Here is a 21,377-nt window from a genome sequence, read left to right as displayed (position 1 = left end):
CTGCAAGCCTTGCAATACAGCACCTGTCACCTCCGTTGTGACAGTCCGGCCCGCCGCTTCGACAATAGCGAATGGACTTTGCCCACTCCCCAAAAGCACGAGAGCTCAACCGGCGCCTTGAAGCCTTCCTGCAGCGCTACCTGCTGCCCTACAACGCCGCCTGGCACCGCTCGGTGCAGGACGGCATTTACCCGCCACCGTTTATGGAGGACCTGAAGACCCTCGCCCGTGACGAAGGCCTGTGGAACCTGTTCCTGCCCGGTCTCGAGGACGACGAACCCGGCACCCGCCTGTCCAACCTCGACTACGCGCCATTGGCCGAAACCATGGGCCGCCTGCCCTGGGCCGCCGAGGTCTTCAACTGCAGCGCGCCCGACACCGGCAACATCGAACTGCTGCACCGCTTTGCCACGCCCGGGCAGCGCGCACACTGGCTCACGCCGCTGCTTGAAGGCCGGATCCGCTCGGCCTTCGCCATGTCCGAGCCCGATGTCGCTTCGTCCGACCCGACCAATCTGCAGACCACCGCGCGGCGTGACGGCGATCAGCTCGTGCTGAACGGCCGCAAATGGTTCATCACCGGCGCGGCGCACCCGCACTGCAGGCTACTCATCGTGATGTGCCGCAACGAGGAAGCCGCCCCCCCAACACTGCAGCGCCACCACCAGCACAGCATGGTGCTGGTGCCACTCGACAGCCCCGGCGTGCAGGTGCTGCGCAATATTGCCGTGCTGCACCACCACGCGCCAGAGGGCCACTGCGAAATTTTGCTGCGCGATGTGCGCGTGCCGGCCGAGCACCTGCTGGGCGGCTGGGGCGACGGTTTTGCGATGGCGCAGGCGCGGCTCGGCCCCGGCCGGGTGCACCACTGCATGCGCACCATCGGCCAGTGGGAGCTGGCACTGGCGCTGGCTGCCGAGCGCACGCTGGAGCGCCAGACCTTTGGCAAGTACCTCGCCGACTACTCCAACGTGCAGGACTGGATTGCCGAGTCGCGCATCGAGATCGACCAGGCGCGGCTGCTGGTGCTGCACACCGCCTGGCTGCTCGACCAGTGCGAGGCGGCGGACGCGCCGGCAACGCGGGCGCAGGTTGCCGCCATCAAGGTCGTGGCGGCGCGGCTGCAGACGCGCGTGGTCGACCGCGCCATGCAGGTGTTTGGCGCCATGGGCCTGTCGCCAGACACGCCGCTGGCGCAACTCTGGACCTGGGGCCGCGCGCTGCACCTCATGGACGGCCCGGACGAAGTACACCTGCGCACCGTGGCGCGCCATGAACTGGCGCAGGCGCGCACGCGCATGGGCGCATCGAGCGCCTGGTTCACCACGCCCGAGCAGATGCAGGCGCTGCCGCGCATCCGCTGAGTCCAGCTTCGCCACAAGTCCGGCATGCCCTGATCTGGCGCGGCCAAAGTCCAGCGGGTACACTTGAGGGCTTCACGCCGGAGGAGCACCAACTCCCCCGGACGCGCTCCAAAAGCATTCCCGAGCTCTTGATTTTCAGGGGATTTTCTGGTTTCAGTCGCGCCTTCCGGGCTCCCCGCGAAGCGCCGCCAGAATTTCTGCCCAAGACGATTGCTGATTTTTCTTGCCACAGCCTCTGGACAAACACCATGAACCGCTGCACACCGCACCTGATGGCCGCACTGATATTGCTGGCCGCATCGGCCTCTCTTGTATCCCCGTCTGCCCTTGCTCAGACCAGCCAGGCCGGCGAGAGCCAACCCGGCGTCAGGCAATTCCCCAAGGCCGCCCTTCGCGGCGAAATGATGGTGCTCGCACCCCCCATCATTTCCATGGACGGCAAGCCGGACCGGCTGTCGGTGGGCTCGCGCATTCGCGACGCCAACAACCACCTGGTGCTCTCGGGCGCGCTGGTCGAGCAAAAACTGGTGGTGAACTACCTGCGCGAAAACACGGGCCAGGTGCACCAGGTCTGGATACTCAACAGCGAAGAAATCAGGCAGAAACGACCCAACACCAAGGCCTCCTGGTTCAGCTTTGGCAGCGGCGCCACTGAAGCGCCTGCCGATGACGGCAATACGCCCTACGGGCAGTTGCCGGCCTACGCACGCTGACGCTCGCTGTTTCAAGCACAAAACAGGCCTCTAGCCCTTTATCAACGGGCGCTAGAAGCTATCAATAAAGTAGCAAATCATGAGCAAAAAAGTATTCATCAAAACCTTCGGCTGCCAGATGAACGAGTACGACTCGGACAAAATGTCCGATGTGCTGCACGCCGCAGAGGGTTACGAGCCCACGCAAGACATCGACGAAGCCGACCTGATCCTGTTCAACACCTGCTCGGTGCGCGAGAAGGCGCAGGAAAAAGTATTCAGCGACCTGGGCCGCGTCAAGCATTTGAAGGAAAAAGGCGTGCTGATCGGTGTGGGCGGCTGTGTCGCCAGCCAGGAAGGCGCGGCCATCATCCAGCGCGCGCCCTACGTTGACGTGGTGTTCGGCCCACAGACGCTGCACCGCCTGCCGCAGCTGCTGGCCAGCCGTGCCCGTCTCGGCAAGCCCCAGGTGGACATCAGCTTTCCGGAAATTGAAAAGTTTGACCACCTGCCGCCGGCCCGCGTCGAAGGCGCGAGCGCCTTTGTCAGCATCATGGAGGGTTGCTCCAAATACTGCAGTTACTGCGTCGTGCCCTATACGCGCGGCGAGGAAGTCTCGCGGCCTTTTGAAGACGTGCTGGTCGAAGTGGCCGGCCTGGCCGACCAGGGCGTCAAGGAAGTCACGCTGCTGGGGCAAAACGTCAATGCCTACCGCGGCCCCATGGGCGGCACGGCTGAAATTGCCGATTTCGCCACCTTGCTGGAGTACGTGTCCGACATCCCGGGCATAGAGCGCATCCGCTACGTCACCAGCCACCCCAACGAATTCACGCAAAGCCTGATCGACGCCTATGCCAAGCTGCCCAAGCTGGTCAATCACCTGCATCTGCCGGTGCAGCATGGCTCGGACCGCATCCTCATGGCGATGAAGCGCGGCTATACGGCGATGGAGTACAAGAGCACGATCAAGAAGCTGCGCGCCATCCGGCCCGACCTGGCCATGAGCAGCGACTTCATCGTCGGTTTTCCGGGCGAAACCGAGGATGATTTCCAGAAGATGATGAAGCTGGTCAACGAGGTCGGCTACGACACCTCGTTCAGCTTCATCTTCAGCCCGCGCCCCGGCACGCCGGCCGCCAACCTGGCCGACGACACGCCGCACGAGGTCAAGCTCAAACGCCTGCAGCACCTGCAGGCCACGCTGGACGACAGCGTGCGCGCCATCAGTGCCAGCCGCCTGGGTACGGTGCAGCGCATCCTCGTCGAAGGCGCGGCGCGCAAGGACCCGACCGAGCTGATGGGCCGCACCGAATGCAACCGGGTCGTCGTCATCAAGGGCCAGCCACGCCTGATCGGCCAGATGGTCGATGTGACCATCACCGAAACCAGCCAGCGCTCGCTGCGCGGCGAAGTCCTGACGCGGGACGAAGCAGTTCCTGCCTAAGCCCGCTTCCTTGCTCAAACGCCCCAAGCCCATGCTGCAGCGATTTTCGTTCCGGCAGCTTCTGGTCATTGCCTTTTTGCTGATTGCCGCCCTGCTGGGCGCCGCGTCGCTGCGCGCCCTGTTCACGCTGGAAGACCTGACGCTGCAAAGCCGCGACAACGCGGCCCACGCGCTCGAACTCAGCCAAGCAGCCCAGTCCTTGAGCGAACGCAGTATCTCCATGGAGCGGACCTCGCGACAGTCGGTGGTGCTCGATGACCGCGTTCTCAGGGGGAACTTTGGCGATGAGGCCCGCGAGGCCAAACAGATCGTGGCCCGCCTGGCCGCAGTCGGCATTCCCGCTGCCCGGGCGCGGCAGTGGAACACTCACCTGCAAAGCATCGGCAACCTGCTGAGCGGCCCGCCCGATACCGCACTTGATCGCGAACGCCAGCTGGCGCAAGAGTTTCGCGAACTGGAAGGCGTCAATGCCGCTATCGCGGTGCAGGTGCAGCAAGCCATCCAACAGCGCAACAAGGCGCTGGAAGGCAAGCTCGAAACCAGCCGCAGGCGTCTGGCGCAGCAGGTGACCTGGGCCATCGTGCTTGCCGTGGCCATGGCGCTGGCGTTCGGCGTCTGGTTCACCCTGCCGCTCAAGCGCCTGGAAAACGCCATTGTGGGCCTGGGCGAAAACCGGCTGGATCAGGTGATTGCGATTCAGGGCCCGGCCGATCTGGCCCTGGTCGGGCAGCGGCTGAACTGGCTGCGCCTGCGGCTGGTCGAGCTGGACGCCGACAAGTCGCGATTTCTGCGCCACATCTCGCACGAGCTCAAGACGCCGCTGGCGTCACTGCGCGAAGGCGTGTCGCTGCTGGAAGATGGCGTGGCCGGCCCCCTGAGCCACGACCAGCGCGAAATTGCGCAAATCCTCAGGCACAACACCGGCGTCTTGCAGGGCCAGATTGAAGACCTGCTGCGCTTCAACACGGCGGCCTTTGAGGCGCGCCAGCTGCACCGCCAGACGGTCGACCTGCTGCAGCTCATGGAAGAACAGGTCGACGCACAGCGGCTGCAATGGCGCGCTCGCGACCTGTCGGTCAGCGTCGTCGGCGAACCGCTCAACATGGAAGTGGACCCGGAAAAAATCGGCACCGCGCTGGCCAACCTGCTGTCCAACGCCATCCGCTATTCACCACTCCAGGGCCTGATCCGGCTGGAGCTGAGCCGGCTGCCAGGCCTGGCGCGCATCGACATTCACGACCAGGGCAGCGGCGTGGCGCTGGCTGACCGCGAACGGATTTTCGAGCCCTTTTACCGGGGCGAGCGCCAGCCCGCCGATGGGGTGCGCGGCAGCGGCATCGGGTTGTCCATCGTGCACGAATACATTGCCGCGCACGGCGGGCGCATCGTGTTGCTGCCAGACCAACCTGGTGCACACTTCAGGATAGAGCTTCCCCATGTTTTTAAAAACTGAATTTTTCTCGCCCCGCACCTGCTGCCTGATGGCGTCGGTGGCCTTGGTTGTGCTGGCGGGCTGCAGCAGCGGGCCGCCAGGCCACGGCGCCGAAGTCACAACGGGCGGCATGGCGACGCCCTCGCCCTCTGCCGCCAATGACACCGTACGCCCCCGCGACCACGATGCTCCGCCTGCAGCGCCAGCCCGTGCAGCGGATGCGTCCGTGCCCGACGCCGCGCTGGGCATGCTGGCCTATGCGGACCGGCTGCGCCTGATGCCGCCTGCGGCGCTGGGTCCGGAGGTGGCGCGCCTCGGCGAGCTATCCAGCCCTGCCGCGCAGCTTCAGCTGGCACTCGCATTGAGCCAGCTGCGCCAGCTTCCGGAGCTGATTCGCGCCCAGGAACTGCTGGCACGCGTGCTCGGCAATGCCAGCGCGGAGGCCCAGCCCCTGCAGCCGCTGGCCCGCCTGCTGGCCGCGCGTTATGGCGAGCAGCGCCGGCTCGAAGAACAGCTTGAAAAGCAGACCCAGCAAGTACGCGAACTGCAGCGCAAGCTGGACCAGAGCAACGAACGGCTGGAGGCGCTCAAGGCGATTGAGCGTAGCCTGACCAGCCGCCCTGCTGCGCCTGCGACGCCCGCCCGGCGCCGCCCCCCCGCCCCATGACCGCCTCCACCTCACCGCCCCATCTGCTGGTGGTGGATGACGACGCCGACATGCTGCGCCTGCTCACCATGCGGCTCGCGGCGGCGGGCTACCGCGTCACGGCGGTCAGCTCGGCCGAAGCGGCGCTGACCCAGCTGCACATCGAGCGGCCCCAGCTGGTGCTGAGCGATGTGCGGCTGCCCGGCAAGGACGGCCTGGCGCTGTTTGATGACATTCGCGCCCAGCACCCTTCGCTGCCGGTTATTTTGCTGACCGCGCACGGCACCATTCCCGATGCGGTGGAAGCGACCGAGCGCGGCGTTTTCACCTACCTGACCAAGCCTTTTGACGGCAAAGGCCTGCTCGAGAAAATTGCGCAGGCGCTGCAGCTGAGCGCGCCCGCCCATTCGGCCCAACGGGGCAGCCCGCAGGCCTGGCAAACGCGCATCATCAGCCGCTCCAGCCGCATGGCCGAGGCCTTGGCCGAAGCGCAGATGGTGGCGCGCTCGGACGCCAGCGTGCTGCTGCGCGGCGAAAGCGGCACCGGCAAGGAGCTGCTGGCCCAGGCGATTCACCAGGCCAGCGCACGAGCGAACAAACCTTTCATTGCGGTGAACTGCGGCGCCATTCCCGAGGCCCTGCTCGAATCGGAACTGTTTGGCCATGTCAAGGGCGCCTTCACCGACGCGGTGAGCAGCCACAAAGGACTGTTTCAGGCCGCCGACGGCGGCACGCTGCTGCTCGACGAGATCGGCGACATGCCGCCCGCGCTGCAGGTCAAGCTGCTGCGGGTGCTGCAGGAGCGCGAAGTCCGGCCAGTCGGCGCCAGCCAGTCGATTCCGGTCGATGTGCGCATCATCTCGGCCACCCACCGCGACCTGGATGCGGCCATGGCTGCGGGCGAATTCCGGGCTGATCTGTACTACAGGCTCAATGTGGTGACACTGACCCTGCCGCCGCTATCGGAACGCCGCGAGGACATTCCCCTGCTGGCCAACCATTTCCTGCACCAGTTGGCCAAAAAATACGACAAGCGCCTGAGCGGCTTTGCCCCGGAAGCGCTCAAAGCCCTGACCACGGCCGCCTGGCCGGGCAATGTGCGCCAGCTCTACAACGTGGTGGAGCAGGTCTGCGCCCTGTCGACCACGCCGCTGATACCGCTGACGCTGGTGCAGCGCGCCCTGCGCTCGCCCACCGTGCAGGTACTGACCTTTGCCGAGGCCAAACAGCGGTTTGAGCGCGACTACCTGGTCGGCCTGCTCAAACTGACGGATGGCAATGTGGCCGACGCCGCCCGGCTGGCCGACCGCAACCGGACCGAGTTTTACCGCCTGATGCAAAAACACGGTTTGACGCCCGGGCACTTCAAGCCCGACAGCGCCCCGCTGCCGGCTTCTTGAGTCGCTCTCAGGCGACAAGGTAAGCCCTTGATTTAAAAGGACTTTTCAACCTGGGTGGAAATTCTGTCGCTGTCTGGCGACAAAACCCAGGGGTTTTGCCCATTTTCCCCGGGTTTCACCGATGAAAAATTCCGCATCGCTTCCAAGCCTATGATTTAAAAAGGTTTTTTCAAGCTGGCACAGGGTTTGCCCTAGTGATGCCATGCAAGCCTTTTTTCGTCTTTCAAAACGCCTCAGCGGATTCGCGCCGCGAGCGCGTTTCGCCGCCCTGGCCTGCGCAGGCGCACTGGCGCTGACCGCCGCCCAGGCCCACGCCTGGAGTCTGGATGATGTCGCCACACTCGCCAGCCAGCGTGCCAAAACCCCTGTCAAGGAAGCGTCGCATGCCGTTCCGGCCGAGTTGGCCAAAATGGAATACGACGACTACCGCGACATCCGCTTTAAACCGGAAAGCACGCTGTGGCGCGCCGACAAACTTCCCTACGAAGCCAATTTTTTCCACGTTGGCCGTCAGGGCGACTCGGTTCGCGTCCATGAAATCACATCTGCTGACGTCAAGCGCGTGCCCTATGACCCGGCCAGCTTCAACTTTGGCAAAAACAAGCTGTCGCCCAAAAGCTGGGGTGATCTGGGCTACGGCGGTGTCCGCGCTTTCAGCAACCTGAACTCGCCCACCTACAAGGACGAGTTGATCGTGTTTTCCGGTGCCAGCTACTTCCGGGCGCTAGGCGCCGGCCAGCGCTATGGCTTGTCGGCACGCGGCTTGGCCGTGGACACGGCCGGTCCGGCCAAGGAAGAGTTTCCGCGCTTCACCGACTTCTGGCTCGAAAAGCCAGGCGCCGAGGGCGGCCCGCTGACCATTTTTGCCTTGATGGATTCGGAGCGCATGACAGGTGCTTACCGCTTCAATATCAAGCCGGGCGAGCAGACCGTCACGGAAGTGCAGGCCCGCATCTTCATGCGTCCAACCGACAAGCCCGTGGCCACGCTGGGACTGGCGCCGCTGACCAGCATGTTTTTCTTTGGCGAAAACCAGCCCCGGCCCGGCGACTTTCGCCCCGAAGTCCACGACTCGGACGGCCTGATGGTGGCCACCGGTGACGGTGAATGGCTCTGGCGCCCGCTGCAAAATCCGGCCTCCAAGCTGGTCACCTCGTTCAGCATGAAAAGCCTGAAGGGCTTTGGCCTGATGCAGCGCGACCGGGCCTTCCACAACTACGAAGATACCGAAGCGCGCTACGAACTCCGGCCCAGCGCCTGGGTCACGCCCGTGGGTGACTGGGGTGCCGGCAAAGTGGAACTGCTGCAGTTCGCCACGCCCGACGAAACCCACGACAACGTCGCCGCTTATTGGGTGCCCGAAAAAATTCCGGCGCCCGGCCAGTCGATCGACATTGCCTATCAGATTGCCTGGCAGGGCAAAAACCAGCAATTGCCGCCCAACGGCTGGGTCACGCAATCGCGCCGCGGCACCGGCTACTCCAAGCACAGCGCCGACGCGCAAGGGCAGCAGATCCAGTTTGTCATCGACTTTGCCGGTCCTGCCCTGGACGCCCTGCCGGAAGATGCCGCCGTCAAGGCCGTCACGACGGCCAGCGCCAACGCCCGCGTGCTGGAAAGCCTGGCCTACAAAAATCCCGCGACCGGCGCCTGGCGCATGACGCTGCGCGTTCAGCGCCTCCCTTCTGACCAGCCGGCCCAGCCCATTGAGCTGCGCGCCTTCCTGCAACACAACACCAACACCCTGACCGAAACATGGACCAACCTGATCACACCCTGACACCACGCAGCCCCTTGCGCGAAGAACGGCATCCCAATGCGGTCACGGCGCCGCCCGTGAACCGCGGCTCCATGGCGCCGCGTCCGTGGCGCGGCTTCTGGAACAGCCTGGGAACGGCCGCCCTGCTGCCCGTCCTTGGACTTGGACTTGGCGGATCGGCAGCACCGAAAAGCACGCATTCAGAAGCGCTGGAGCCCTGGCAGCAGGCCGCCAAACGCCGCCGGGCCGTTTTCATGCTGCTGACCGTGGTCAGCACGGTGCTGGCCACCAGTTTGTTCGCAGACATGCAGCCCCTCTACGACAACGCCTGGCTGCAATACGGCCAGCTGACCCTGTTTGCCCTGCTGTCGGCCTGGGTGGTGACGGGTTTCATGACGGCGATGATGGGTTTTTACGTCACGCTTTTCGGCGATGCCCACACCCTGTCGGCCAAAAAGGTCCAGCACCACGCACTCGACAAATCCACGCGCACCGCCATCATCATGCCGATCTGCAACGAAGATGTGCGCACCGTGTTTGCCGGTCTGCGCGCCACCTGCGAATCCGTCGCCCTGAGCGGTCATGTGCAGAATTTCGACGTGTTCGTGCTGTCCGACAGCCACAATCCGGCCATCATCCAGGCCGAGCGCGCTGCCTGGGAAGACCTGCGCGCCCAGCTGGTCAGCCAGCCGGACCAGCCGCAAATCGAGGTCTATTACCGCCTGCGCACACGCCGCACCGACCGCAAGGCCGGCAACGTGGCCGACTTCTGCCGCCGCTGGGGCAAGGACTACCGCTACATGGTGGTGCTCGATGCCGACAGCGTGATGAGCGGCGACTGCCTGGTGTCCATGGTCAAGCTGATGGAAGCCAACCCCAAAGCCGGCATCATCCAGACCGCCACCCAGGCCATCGGCCATGTGACGCTGCACGCCAGGGCCCAGCAGTTCGGCTCGCGCGTGACCGGCCGCCTCTTCACGCTGGGCATGCAGTTCTGGCAGATGGGCGAGTCGCACTACTGGGGCCACAACGCCATCATCCGCATTGAGCCTTTCATGCAGCACTGCGCACTGGCGCGCATCGAGGGCACGGGCGGCATGGCCGGCAGCATCATGTCGCACGACTTTGTCGAAGCCGCGCTGATGCGCCGCGCCGGTTACCACGTCTGGCTGGTGGCCGACCTGGTGGGCAGCTACGAGCAGCAGCCGCCCGACCTGCTGGCCGAGCTGCAGCGCGACCGCCGCTGGTGCCAGGGCAACCTGCAAAATTCGCGCCTGATTGCCGAGCCCGGCATTCATCCGGTACACCGCTCCATGTTTGCCACCGGCGCCATGGCCTACCTGTCAGCGCCCCTGTGGCTTTGCTTCATGACGATGGGCACGGCGCTGTGGCTGTCGGGCTCCCCGATGGTGAGCGACTGGGCCGTGCTGCCCGGCGAGCTGGTGTCGCTCTGGGCCTGGACGCTCTCCATGCTGTTTTTGCCACGCATTCTGGGCATCGCCGCCGTGCTGCTCAACCGTCAGCAGCAAGCCTATGGCGGTACTGCCAGCCTGCTGCGCAGCGCGCTGCTGGAAACCCTGATTGCCCTGCTGCAGGCGCCCATCCGCATGCTGGCTCATTCGCTGTTTGTCGTCATCGCGCTGACCGGCCTGAAGCTGGAATGGAAATCGCCCCCCCGCGAAGCGGCTGCCGTGCCATGGCGCCATGCGCTGCAGCAGCTTGCCCCCATGAGCGGCGTGATCGTGGCGCTGGCTGCCGGCATTGCGATGATCGACGCCAGCGCGCTGGTCTGGCTGCTGCCCGTCGGGCTGCCGCTGCTGCTGTCGATTCCGATGACGGTGCTGACCAGCAAGGTGGGGGTAGGCACCGCAATGCGCGCCAATAACTACCTGTTGATCCCGGAAGAAACCCGGTCGCCCGCAGTGCTGCGCCGTGCCTGGCTGCATGCCAGCCAGCTGGCCAAGCCGAGGCTGAAAGCGGCCTGAACGGCCACTACCCCTGAAATGCCAACGGGCTCAATCAGCTATCCAAAAGATAGCTGATTGAGCCCGAATCTATTGGGCTGGAGCCTGTTTTTATCTAAAAATTGGCTTTTCAGAACTTCGGCATGCCCTTCATGCCGCCCATGCGCTTCATCATCTTCATCATGCCGCTGCCCTTCATCTTTTTCATCATGGCCTGCATTTGCTCAAACTCCTTGAGCAGGCGGTTGACTTCCTGAACGTGCACGCCTGAGCCCGCCGCAATGCGCCGTTTGCGCGTCGCCTTGATCAGTTCGGGCTTGCGGCGCTCCAGCGGCGTCATGCTCTGGATGATGCCTTCCTTGCGCTTGATGTCTTTTTCGGCCTTGTCCATGTCAATCGATCCGGCCTTGGCCGCCATCTGCGCGGGCAGCTTGTCGAGCAGGCTGGACAGGCCGCCCATGTTTTTCATCTGCTGGAGCTGGCTCAGGAAATCATTGAGATCAAAGCCGTCGCCGGACTTGATTTTGGCCGCCAGCTTTTGCGCGGCCGCCATGTCGACCCCGGCAGCCACCTGCTCGACCAGGGCGACGATGTCGCCCATGCCCAGGATGCGGCCGGCATGACGCTCGGCGTCAAACACTTCCAGGCCGTCGAGTTTTTCACTGGTGCCGGCGAACTTGATCGGTGCGCCGGTAATCTGCCGCACGCTGAGGGCGGCGCCACCGCGCGAGTCGCCGTCGGTCTTGGTCAAAATAATGCCGGTCAGCGGCAGCGCGTCCTTAAAGGCCTTGGCCGTGTTGACGGCATCCTGGCCCTGCATGGCATCGACCACAAACAGGGTCTCGACCGGGTTGAGCACCGCGTGCAGCTCCTTGATCTCATTCATCAAGGCTTCGTCAATGGCGAGGCGGCCAGCCGTGTCAACCAGCAGCACGTCAAAAAAGTGCTTGCGGGCATAGTCGATGGCGGCCCGGGCAATGTCGACCGGCTTTTGATCCGGCGTGCTGGGGAACCATTCAGCCCCCGCCTGCTGCGTGACCACCTTGAGCTGCTCAATCGCGGCCGGCCGGTACACGTCGCCGGACACCGTCAGCACTTTTTTCTTGCGTTTTTCAATCAGGTGCTTGGCCAGCTTGGCGGTGGTCGTGGTTTTACCCGCACCCTGCAGGCCGGCCATCAAAATCACCGCCGGCGGTTGCGCCGCCAGGTTGATGTCGCTGACGCCCTCGCCCATCGTGGCCGCCAGTTCGCGGTTGACAATGCCGACCAGGGCCTGGCCGGGCGAGAGCGAGCCCATTACCTCCTGGCCGAGCGCTTTTTCCTTGACGCGGGCGATGAAGTCGCGCACCACGGGCAGGGCCACGTCGGCATCCAGCAGCGCCAAGCGCACCTCGCGCAGCATGTCCTGCACATTGGATTCGGTAATGCGGGCCTGGCCGCGCATTTCCTTGACGAGGCGGGATAACTTGTCAGTAAGGGCTGTAGCCATCAATAGGGTCCGGAGGAAAACGTGAAAGGGGGCTCCGCGCGGGGAGCAATAAGGTCATGAACGGCCCGACTAAAGGCTAAACTCGAAGCATGATTTTAGCTTTGAACGCTTGGTGGGGGCTTGCGACGGCGGCAGGCGCCGCGCTGGCCTACGCACTGCTTGCACTGGCCACCCCCCGGCTGGGCTCGGGCACCATCCGTGGCCTGCTGCTGGCGGCCTGGTTGCTGCACGCGCTGACCCTGGCCGAAGGCCTGCTGGGAACGCCTCCCCGCTTTGGTTTTGCACCCGCCCTTTCCATGACTGTCTGGCTGGTACTGACTGTCTATGCCATTGAAAGCCGCCTGCTCCCGCAACTTCGCGCCCACTGGGCACTGGCCGGGATGGGCAGCGCAGTGGTTATTTTGTCGCTTGTTTTTCCGGGCACCAGCTACCATGTGATTGCTTCACCCTGGCTGCCGCTGCACTGGGCTTTGGGCATTGCCTCCTACGGGCTGTTTGCCGCCGCAGTCGTGCATGGCTGGCTTATGACCCGGGCTGAGCGCGCCATCCGGCTGGCCACACAGAGCAACGCCGGCGTGCCGCTGCTGACTCTGGAACGCCTGACCTTTCGCTTTGTCGAAGCCGGTTTTGTACTGCTTTCTGCGACCTTGCTGGTAGGCTGGCTGTTTGCGGAAACCCTGCACGGGCCGGGTCTGGCCTGGAAGTGGAACCATAAAACGGTGTTTTCGGTGCTGGCCTGGCTGGTCTTTGCGGGCTTGCTGGCAGGGCGCGCCCGGCTGGGCTGGCGTGGCCTCAAAGCCATTCGCGTGCTGTACCTGGGCGCGGGCCTGTTGCTGCTCGGTTATGCCGGTTCCAGTTTTGTAATTGAAGTCATCTTGAGGCGCACATGAAATACCTGCTCGTCACAGCGCTGGTACTGGTTGTTTTTTGGCTCTGGCGCCACAATCGGCAGGCCGAAAGAAAGGCCGCGCAAAGCGATAGCACGACCCGCCCAAGTCGCGCCGCCAAGAGCGCCCAAGCCACGGAAGTGGTGGCCTGCGACGTCTGCCAGGTGCATCTGCCCCGGTCTGAGGCTGTGACGGGCCGCAAAGGCCTGTACTGCAGCGAGGCGCACCGCCGCCAGGCCGGAGACTGAATGCCGCCCCAAGTCCACGCTTGGCTCGAATCCGAAGAAAAAAATTCCGGCGCCTGGCAGACCGGGCCCGGCTCAGGCTCTTTCGGCCGCCTCTGGCGTGTGTTCATGACGGCCCGCATCGCCATTGCCAGCGTACTGATCCTGCTGCAAGCGTTCATCTATACCTTCGGCAACACCATCAGCCGCTGGTCCATCGCGGTGTGCATTGCCTACCTGTGCGCCACCCTGGCCGTTCGGCTGTGGGCCCGGCCCCGCCCCGCCGGCAGCACGTTCGATGCGCAATGGGTGTTGACCATTGGGGTGGACGTTGTCACGTTCTCCGTGCTGAATTTCCTGCAGTCCAGTGGAATCAACTACACCCCGCTGTTTGCGCTGCCAGTCCTGTTGTCCTCGGTGCTGGGGCCGATTTTGCTGGCATTTGGCACAGCGGCCAGTGTGACACTGCTGCTGCTCGGCGATGCCTGGTGGAATTCGGTGCAATCGATGGGCGACACCAATGCGCGCTTTCTGCAGTCCGGCCTGAGCGGCTCGGGGTTTTTTCTGGTGGCGTTGCTGGCCAACCAGCTGGCCCTGCGGCTGGCGCGCGAAGAACAGCTGGCCAAAACCAGCCAGTCCGCTGCACGCATGCAAACCCAGGTCAATGAACTGGTGATCGATACGCTGGCAGAAGGCCTTTTGGTGGTCGATGGCAACGGCAGGGTGCATTCGGCCAACCCGGCCTCCAGGCGCTTGCTGGCCACGCAGGATGCCGTTGCCAGTACGCCCTTTCTGCTCACCGCAGAAGCCGCCTGGCAAGCGCTGGCGGACCTGACGCATCGCACCTTTGCAACGCAGTCTCCTCAAGAAGCGGACATCGGCCTCGAATATCCGATAGGCCATGCCAGGCGGCTCCGGGTGCGCACGCGGCTGGCGGCGTCACAAAGTAGCACACAAGAAAGCTTATGCGTGATGTTTCTTGAAGACCTGCGTGAGATGGAAGCCCGTGTGCGTACCGAAAAAATGGCGGCCATGGGCCGCATGTCGGCTGCAGTGGCCCACGAAATCAGGAACCCGCTGGCCGCCATTGCGCAGGCCAATGCCCTGCTGGAGGAAGACCTGCACGATGCCAGCCAGCGCCAGCTGACGGCCATGATCGGGCAAAACGCGCAGCGCCTGGCCAAGATTGTGGATGAAGTGCTGGATATTTCACGCGCGCAGGCCGACCTGCCAGCGCCCCAGACAAGTACGCTGCGGCTTGACGACACGGTCCTTCGCATCGCTGCGGACTGGGCCCGTCAAAACACAGCAGTCCAGCGGATGCAGGTACTCACCAACTCGGCCCATGCGGTGGTATGGTTTGAGCCTGAACATTTGCGGCGCCTGATGATCAACCTGCTGGACAACGCTTTGCGCTACGCCAGTGCGTCAGCCCATGCGATTGAAGTGAGCACCCAAATGATGACGCCGGGGCAAGCCCGGCTGGCGGTGTGGAGCGACGGTCTGCCGCTGGAAAAAACGGTACAGACGCATTTATTCGAGCCTTTTTTCTCTTCCGAAAGCCGTTCCAGCGGCCTGGGCCTGTATATCTGCCGGGAACTGTGCGAACGCTACGGCGCCCTGATTGGCTACCAGCGTGTGCACCGCGCAGGCACGGAGGGCAATGAATTTTTTGTCGTATTCAAAGCCGCTTCACAGCCCTTGAGCGCAGACTCTCTCTCTTTTGATACATTGATTGTCTGAACCCATGAGCCTGAAAGCATCAGCCTCCCCCCCGCCCCGCATCCTCATCATTGATGACGAACCGGATTTGCGCACCTTGTACGAGCTGACGCTGCTCAGGGAGGGCTATCAGGTGGACGCGGCGGGCGATCTGTTGCAGGCACGCGCGCAACTCCAGGAACATCGCTTCGATGCGGTCATCACCGACATGCGCCTGCCCGACGGCTTGGGGCTGGAGTTGCTGCGCGAGCTGGGGGCCCAGCAGCGTGCGGAGCGCTGCGTGGTCATCACGGCCTATGGCTCTGCTGAAAATGCGGTGGAAGCGCTCAAGGCCGGGGCATTTGACTACCTTACCAAACCAGTCGATCTCAAGCAGTTTCGCAGCGTGGTCGCGTCAGCCATACAAGGCACAAAAAATGGGGCGCTGCCCGCCCGGGCCGAGCGTAGTGCCCCGGAGGCTGTCAAATCGGCTGCACTGCCCTCCAGCGAGGCTTCCGCCGCCTTGCAAAAGCTGGTGGGCGAATCGTCGGCCATGCGGGGCGTCAAGTCGCGCATCGCCAAAGCGGCCGGCAGCATGGCGCCGATCCTGATCCAGGGCGAATCGGGCACGGGCAAAGAACTGGTTGCGCGCGCCCTCCACGCTTGCAGCCACCGCGGGATGGGCCCGTTTGTGGCCGTCAATTGCAGTGCAATTCCCGAAAATTTGCTCGAAGCCGAATTCTTTGGCGCGCGCAAGGGGGCTTACACCGGCGCGGTACAGGACCGGCTTGGGCTATTTCAGATGGCCAAGGGCGGAACCCTGTTTCTCGACGAGATCGGCGACCTGCCGCTGGCCATGCAATCCAAGCTGCTGCGGGCCATTCAGGAACGAACTGTGCGCCCGCTGGGCGCGCCACACGAAGACGCGGTCGATGTGCGCATCGTCAGCGCAACGCACAAAGACCTGGCGGCGGAGGTTTTGGCGGGCGTTTTTCGCCAGGATTTGTATTACCGGCTCAACGTGATCGAAATTGCGGTGCCCCCGCTGCGCGAGCGGCGCGAAGACTTGCCAGCGCTCTGCAATGCCCTGCTTTCGAAAATTTGCCAGGAGTCCGGGTTCAGCATGCCCGAACTGACGGATCCTGTCATGGCGCAGCTGGGTTCTCGTCCCTTCCATGGCAATGTCAGGGAACTGGAAAACATTTTGCACCGCGCGGTAGCCCTTGGGGAGGGCAGCACGCTGCATTTCGATGCGCCGCCTGAAGACTATGTCGCCATTCCGGAAAATCTGCAGGATTTCCTGGACCAGCATGAGCGCAGCATCCTCTCCAGGGTACTGCAGGAGACCGGCTTCAACCGGACTGCAGCCGCCGCCAAACTGGGCCTGAGCCTGCGCCAGATCCGCTACCGCATTGCCCGCCTGAATATTGTGACGCCGGGCCATGACGACGCACCCGATGCGCTTGATGACCCCGCCTGAGCGCTGCAGCCCTGCTGCTGATTCGGCCTTGTGGCGGCGCGGCTGGTATCGCTATGCACGCGCGCTGGCTTCGCCCAACTTCGGCCCGCGCCCTGCCAGCGCGCAAATTGACTTGATCATCATCCACTCCATCAGCCTGCCGCCCGGTGAGTTTGGAAATGGCAACGTCCAGCGACTCTTTACCAATCAGCTCGACTGGGAGGAAAACGCTTACTTTCAGGGCATTCGCGGCTTGCGGGTGTCATCGCACTTTTTCATCACCCGATCGGGCGCGTTGTGGCAATTTGTGGCCTGCACCGAGCGTGCCTGGCACGCGGGAGAATCAAGCTACCGGGGGCGGAGCAACTGCAATGACGATTCCATCGGCATTGAGCTGGAAGGACTGGAGGGCGGCACATTTGAGGCGCTCCAGTACGAAACCCTGACAGGGCTGTGCGCGGCACTGATGCAGGCCTACCCCATAGCGCACATTGCCGGGCACGAACATATCGCCGCAGGGCGCAAACAGGACCCCGGACCCGGCTTTGACTGGCCCTTGTTGCAAGATTCGCTGGGGTCGCCGCCTAAGTGTTTTCCCGCAATCACCGGATCAGATGAAAATCCATAAGCGCCCCATTCAAGGGATGTCGCGGCGCTCAAAAAATCACTGGTATTTTTACCACGCAAGCATTAACCGGCGTTTGCGGCAGAAAAGGCCCGGGAAGTCGCGCCCAGACTCTGTTTGCCTCGCCAAGGCCTGATGGGGCAAGGCTGATCAGTTGTTTGACTGCTCATCAAATCGGCCGCTTTGCACCTGCCAGACAGGGTAATAAAAGCCCCCGGAACATAACAACGAATTCTGGGCGCGATACACTACGGGTAGTGGCTTGTGTTCCCCTGATACCCTAGGTATAGTGTCTAAGCCCTCATTCAGTTTGATGTCATCCAGGCCAATTCTGGCAAGAAAACGAGGCAGCCGGCGCATTGACCGGACTGGCCTTCAGCAGACTCCGCCAGTTGCCCTGAAGCGCACATCAAACGCCAACCACCAGTCATCCAGCAAAGCAAGAGAGGAAATCATGCAAACAGCACAGCACGCGGCGCCCGTTCCGTCCAGCGTTTCAGCAGGCGGCGATATCACTGCAAAATCCAGCCCGCTCGCCCACTACCAGATCATTCGCCGCAATGGCGCCGTGGTTCCGTTCGAACCCAACAAGATCGCCGTCGCCATGATGAAGGCTTTTCTGGCGGTGCACGGCACGCAGGGGGCGGCTTCGGCCAGCGTGCGCGAAACGGTGGACACCATGACGCAGACCGTCATTCGCGCCCTGATGCGCTCGCGCCCCAGCGGCGGAACATTTCATATAGAAGATGTGCAGGACCAGGTTGAACTCGGCCTGATGCGTGGCGGCCACCATGAGATCGCCCGCGCCTATGTGCTGTACCGTGAAAAACGCAGCCAGGAACGCGCCAGCCAGCCGCAAGCCCAGATGCCTGTTGCGCCCTTGCTGCATGTGATGGATGGCGGCAAAAAGCTTGCTCTCGATCTGCGCAACCTGCAGGCACTGATTGAAGCGTCGTGCGCCAACCTGGGGGCCGACGTCAAGCCCGATCCGATTGTTTCGGAAACCATGCGTAACCTGTACGACGGCGTGCCCATCGAAGAGGTCTACAAAGCGGCCATTCTGGCCGCCCGTACCCTGATTGAAAAAGACCCGGATTACACCTACGCCACCGCGCGTCTGCTGATGCACACCATCCGCAAGGAAGTGCTGGGCGAGGAAGTCAGCCAGGAAGCCATGGCGATCCGCTATGCGACGTATTTTCCGGAGTTCATCGCCAAAGGCATCCAGAACGAGCTGCTCGACGAAAAACTGCAGCAGTTTGATCTGGCCCGCCTGGGTGCGGCGCTCAAGCCGGAGCGTGACCTGAAGTTTGACTACCTTGGCCTGCAGACACTGTTTGACCGCTACTTTCTGCACGTGCGCAAGCAGCGCATCGAATTGCCGCAGGCGTTTTTCATGCGCGTCGCCATGGGACTGTCGCTCAATGAGAGCCAGCGCGAAGAGCGGGCCATCGAGTTCTACGAAATTCTCTCGTCGTTTGACTTCATGTCGAGCACGCCGACGCTGTTCAATGCCGGCACCCTGCGCTCGCAACTGTCGTCCTGCTACCTCACCACGGTGCCCGACGACCTGGGCGGCATTTACGACGCCATCAAGGAAAACGCCCTGCTGTCCAAGTTTGCAGGCGGCCTCGGCAACGACTGGACGCCCGTGCGCGCCATGGGTGCGCACATCAAGGGCACCAACGGCGAATCCCAGGGCGTGGTGCCGTTCCTGAAAGTGGTCAATGACACTGCCGTGGCGGTCAACCAGGGCGGCAAACGCAAGGGCGCGGTCTGCGCCTATCTGGAAACCTGGCACCTCGATATCGAGGAATTCCTGGAACTGCGCAAGAACACCGGCGATGACCGTCGCCGCACGCACGACATGAATACCGCCAACTGGATTCCCGACCTCTTCATGCGCCGCGTGATGGAAAAGGGCAGCTGGACCCTGTTCTCTCCGTCTGACACGCCGGACCTGCACGACAAGTTTGGCAAGGACTTCGAAAAGGCTTACACGGCCTATGAAGCCCAGGCCGAGCGCGGCGAGCTCCAGCCTTCCCGCACGCTGCAGGCGACAGACATGTGGCGCAAGATGCTGTCCATGCTGTTTGAGACCGGCCACCCCTGGATCACCTTCAAGGATGCCTGCAATATCCGCTCCCCGCAGCAGCATGCCGGCGTCGTGCACTCCTCCAACCTGTGCACCGAAATCACGCTCAACACCAGCGAGACCGAAACGGCCGTGTGCAACCTGGGATCGGTCAACCTGGTCCAGCACTTGAAGGATGGCGCGCTTGACCATGAGAAACTTCAAAAAACCATCACGACGGCCATGCGCATGCTGGACAACGTGATCGACATCAACTACTACGCTGTCCAGAAGGCGCGCGACTCCAACATGCGCCATCGCCCGGTCGGGCTGGGCCTCATGGGCTTTCAGGACTGCCTGTACGAGCTGCGTGTGCCCTACGCTTCGCAGGCTGCCGTTGAATTTGCCGACACGTCCATGGAGGCGATCTGCTACCACGCTTACTGGGCTTCCACCGAGCTGGCCAAAGAACGCGGCCGGTACGCCAGCTACAAAGGCTCGCTCTGGGACAAAGGCATACTGCCGCTGGACACGCTGGACATGCTGCTTGAGGCGCGCGGTGGTTATGTTGAAGTCGACCGTTCCGCCACGCTGGACTGGGAAGCCCTGCGCAAAAAGATTGCCCGGGACGGCATGCGCAACTCCAACTGCGTTGCCATTGCGCCTACCGCCACCATCTCCAACATCATTGGGGTAGACGCCTGTATCGAGCCCTGCTTCGGCAACCTCTCGGTGAAATCCAACCTGTCGGGCGAATTCACGGTCATCAATGGCTACCTGGTCAATGACCTGAAACGCCTCGGCCTGTGGGACGAAGTGATGGTGGTGGACCTCAAGCACTTTGACGGATCGCTGCGCCCGATTGACCGCGTCCCGCAGGACATCAAGGCGCTGTATGCGACCGCATTTGAAGTGGAAACGTCGTGGATCGTAGAGGCGGCCGCCCGCCGCCAGAAATGGATTGACCAGGCACAGTCGCTCAACATCTACATGGCGGGCGCTTCAGGCAAGAAGCTCGATGAGACCTACAAGCTGGCCTGGGTGCGCGGACTGAAAACCACCTACTACCTGCGCACCATGAGCGCCACGCACGTCGAGAAATCCACCGTGAAAGCGGGCAAGATGAACGCCGTTTCATCAGGCCCTGAGGCCGCAAGCGGCAGCATGAGCGCGCTTGAAGCTGCGGCCGCTGCGGCGCAAGCCCAGATGGGCGCATCGCCCGCAACCGACATCAAGTTCTGCGCGATTGACGACCCTGGTTGCGAGGCTTGCCAATAAAAAATTGCCGCATCGCGCGCTGGAATTTATCGCGCGATTCGAGGCAAACCCGACGCAATTGAACAACACTAATTTGCAGCGGTATGAATGAACACTTTTCATTTTTTATCGCCGCTTTCATAATCATGCAATATTGGAAATCACTATGCTGACCTGGGACGAAGAAGTCAAACCATCGTTGCAGAAATCTCTCGCCAACGGTTTGCCCGACAGCCGCTCGATGGCGCTTCCGCCACTGTCCCCTGCTCAGGCCCAGGAGCCAGCGCGCATGCCGCACGATGACGCCTCTGCACCTGCGCAAGCCATCGTTGCACCGGCAGCTACGGCCAGCGAAAATCCTGCGGTAGCACCTGGCAAGGCAAAGCGCATCAAAGCGGCCGACAAACGCATCATCAACGGCCAGACGGACGTCAATCAGCTGGTGCCCTTCAAGTACAAATGGGCGTGGGAAAAGTACCTCGCCTCCTGCGCCAATCACTGGATGCCGCAGGAAGTCAACATGACGCGCGATATCGCGCTCTGGAAAGACCCTAACGGCTTGACCGAAGACGAGCGTCGCCTGGTCAAACGCAACCTGGGTTTCTTTGTGACGGCCGATTCACTCGCAGCCAACAACATCGTGCTGGGAACCTACCGCCACATCACAGCCCCTGAGTGCCGCCAGTTCCTGTTGCGCCAGGCTTTCGAAGAAGCCATTCACACCCACGCCTACCAGTACATCACCGAGTCGCTGGGCCTGGACGAGAGCGAGATCTTCAACGCCTACAACGAAGTGCAGTCCATCAGGGACAAGGACCAGTTCCTGATTCCTTTCATTGAAGTGATCTCGGATCCCCACTTCAAGACCGGCACCCTGGAGACCGACCAGACCCTGCTCAAGTCATTGATCGTATTTGCCTGCCTGATGGAAGGCCTGTTCTTCTATGTGGGCTTCACGCA

Annotated in this window: 16 protein-coding genes; 15 read left to right on the top strand and 1 reads right to left on the bottom strand. The window is 62.8% G+C overall.

The window, feature by feature from the left end; translation table 11 throughout:
- Positions 1-71: 71 nt before the first annotated feature.
- From Q8K05_RS18660 to mdoH, 8 genes are all read left to right on the top strand, one after another.
- Entirely contained in the window at positions 72-1,364 is a 1,293-nt protein-coding gene (locus Q8K05_RS18660) for an acyl-CoA dehydrogenase family protein (protein WP_305248224.1), read from the top strand.
- 248 nt (positions 1,365-1,612) lie between these two features.
- Positions 1,613-2,077, top strand: coding sequence for a hypothetical protein (locus tag Q8K05_RS18655; RefSeq protein WP_305248223.1), 465 nt, complete (start codon positions 1,613-1,615; stop codon positions 2,075-2,077).
- A 79-nt stretch (positions 2,078-2,156) separates the two neighbouring features.
- On the top strand, positions 2,157-3,500 hold the full coding sequence (miaB, locus tag Q8K05_RS18650; RefSeq protein WP_305248221.1) for a tRNA (N6-isopentenyl adenosine(37)-C2)-methylthiotransferase MiaB: 1,344 nt from the start codon (positions 2,157-2,159) through the stop codon (positions 3,498-3,500).
- 31 nt (positions 3,501-3,531) lie between these two features.
- A complete protein-coding gene (locus Q8K05_RS18645) occupies positions 3,532-4,953 on the top strand; it encodes a sensor histidine kinase KdpD (RefSeq protein ID WP_305248219.1) in 1,422 nt (473 codons plus the stop codon).
- On the top strand, positions 4,937-5,599 hold the full coding sequence (locus tag Q8K05_RS18640) for a hypothetical protein (protein WP_305248217.1): 663 nt from the start codon (positions 4,937-4,939) through the stop codon (positions 5,597-5,599). Before Q8K05_RS18645 ends, Q8K05_RS18640 begins: the two co-directional genes overlap by 17 nt.
- On the top strand, positions 5,596-6,978 hold the full coding sequence (locus tag Q8K05_RS18635) for a sigma 54-interacting transcriptional regulator (protein ID WP_305248215.1): 1,383 nt from the start codon (positions 5,596-5,598) through the stop codon (positions 6,976-6,978). The genes Q8K05_RS18640 and Q8K05_RS18635 overlap by 4 nt, the downstream gene beginning before the upstream one ends.
- 202 nt (positions 6,979-7,180) lie before the next feature.
- Complete coding sequence (locus Q8K05_RS18630; RefSeq protein WP_305248213.1) at positions 7,181-8,758, top strand: glucan biosynthesis protein G; 1,578 nt, start codon at positions 7,181-7,183, stop codon at positions 8,756-8,758.
- Positions 8,734-10,722, top strand: a complete 1,989-nt coding sequence (gene mdoH / locus Q8K05_RS18625) for a glucans biosynthesis glucosyltransferase MdoH (RefSeq protein ID WP_305248211.1) — start codon at positions 8,734-8,736, stop codon at positions 10,720-10,722. The genes Q8K05_RS18630 and mdoH overlap by 25 nt, the downstream gene beginning before the upstream one ends.
- A 109-nt stretch (positions 10,723-10,831) precedes the next feature.
- Here mdoH and ffh read toward each other — a convergent pair whose 3' ends face one another.
- Positions 10,832-12,190 carry a signal recognition particle protein gene (ffh, locus tag Q8K05_RS18620; RefSeq protein ID WP_305248210.1) on the bottom strand — a complete coding sequence of 453 codons (1,359 nt, stop codon included), beginning with the start codon at positions 12,188-12,190 and terminating at the stop codon, positions 10,832-10,834.
- Positions 12,191-12,279: 89 nt separating this feature from the next.
- Between ffh and Q8K05_RS18615 the strand changes: the two genes are divergently transcribed.
- The 7 genes from Q8K05_RS18615 to Q8K05_RS18585 all read left to right on the top strand — a co-directional run.
- Entirely contained in the window at positions 12,280-13,080 is an 801-nt protein-coding gene (locus Q8K05_RS18615; protein WP_305248208.1) for an inner membrane protein YpjD, read from the top strand.
- Positions 13,077-13,325: a PP0621 family protein gene (locus Q8K05_RS18610; RefSeq protein ID WP_305248206.1), complete on the top strand. Its 249-nt coding sequence runs from the start codon at positions 13,077-13,079 to the stop codon at positions 13,323-13,325. Before Q8K05_RS18615 ends, Q8K05_RS18610 begins: the two co-directional genes overlap by 4 nt.
- Positions 13,326-15,044, top strand: coding sequence for a PAS domain-containing sensor histidine kinase (locus Q8K05_RS18605; RefSeq protein WP_305248204.1), 1,719 nt, complete (start codon positions 13,326-13,328; stop codon positions 15,042-15,044).
- A gap of 4 nt (positions 15,045-15,048) precedes the next feature.
- Positions 15,049-16,482 (top strand): sigma-54 dependent transcriptional regulator, encoded by a 1,434-nt coding sequence (locus tag Q8K05_RS18600; protein ID WP_305248202.1) that lies wholly within the window; start codon positions 15,049-15,051, stop codon positions 16,480-16,482.
- A complete protein-coding gene (ampD, locus tag Q8K05_RS18595) occupies positions 16,469-17,089 on the top strand; it encodes a 1,6-anhydro-N-acetylmuramyl-L-alanine amidase AmpD (RefSeq protein ID WP_305248265.1) in 621 nt (206 codons plus the stop codon). Before Q8K05_RS18600 ends, ampD begins: the two co-directional genes overlap by 14 nt.
- Positions 17,090-17,540: 451 nt before the next feature.
- Positions 17,541-20,438 (top strand): ribonucleoside-diphosphate reductase subunit alpha, encoded by a 2,898-nt coding sequence (locus Q8K05_RS18590; RefSeq protein ID WP_305248200.1) that lies wholly within the window; start codon positions 17,541-17,543, stop codon positions 20,436-20,438.
- Between the two features lie 145 nt (positions 20,439-20,583).
- Positions 20,584-21,377: ribonucleotide-diphosphate reductase subunit beta (locus Q8K05_RS18585; RefSeq protein WP_305248198.1), on the top strand; the 794-nt coding region annotated here is incomplete at its 3' end.

The sequence above is a fragment of the Polaromonas sp. genome, assembly GCF_030682935.1.
Taxonomy (GTDB): domain Bacteria; phylum Pseudomonadota; class Gammaproteobacteria; order Burkholderiales; family Burkholderiaceae_C; genus Polaromonas.
Note: the sequence above shows the minus strand (reverse complement) of the source record. Positions and strands in the feature narration are given on the sequence as shown.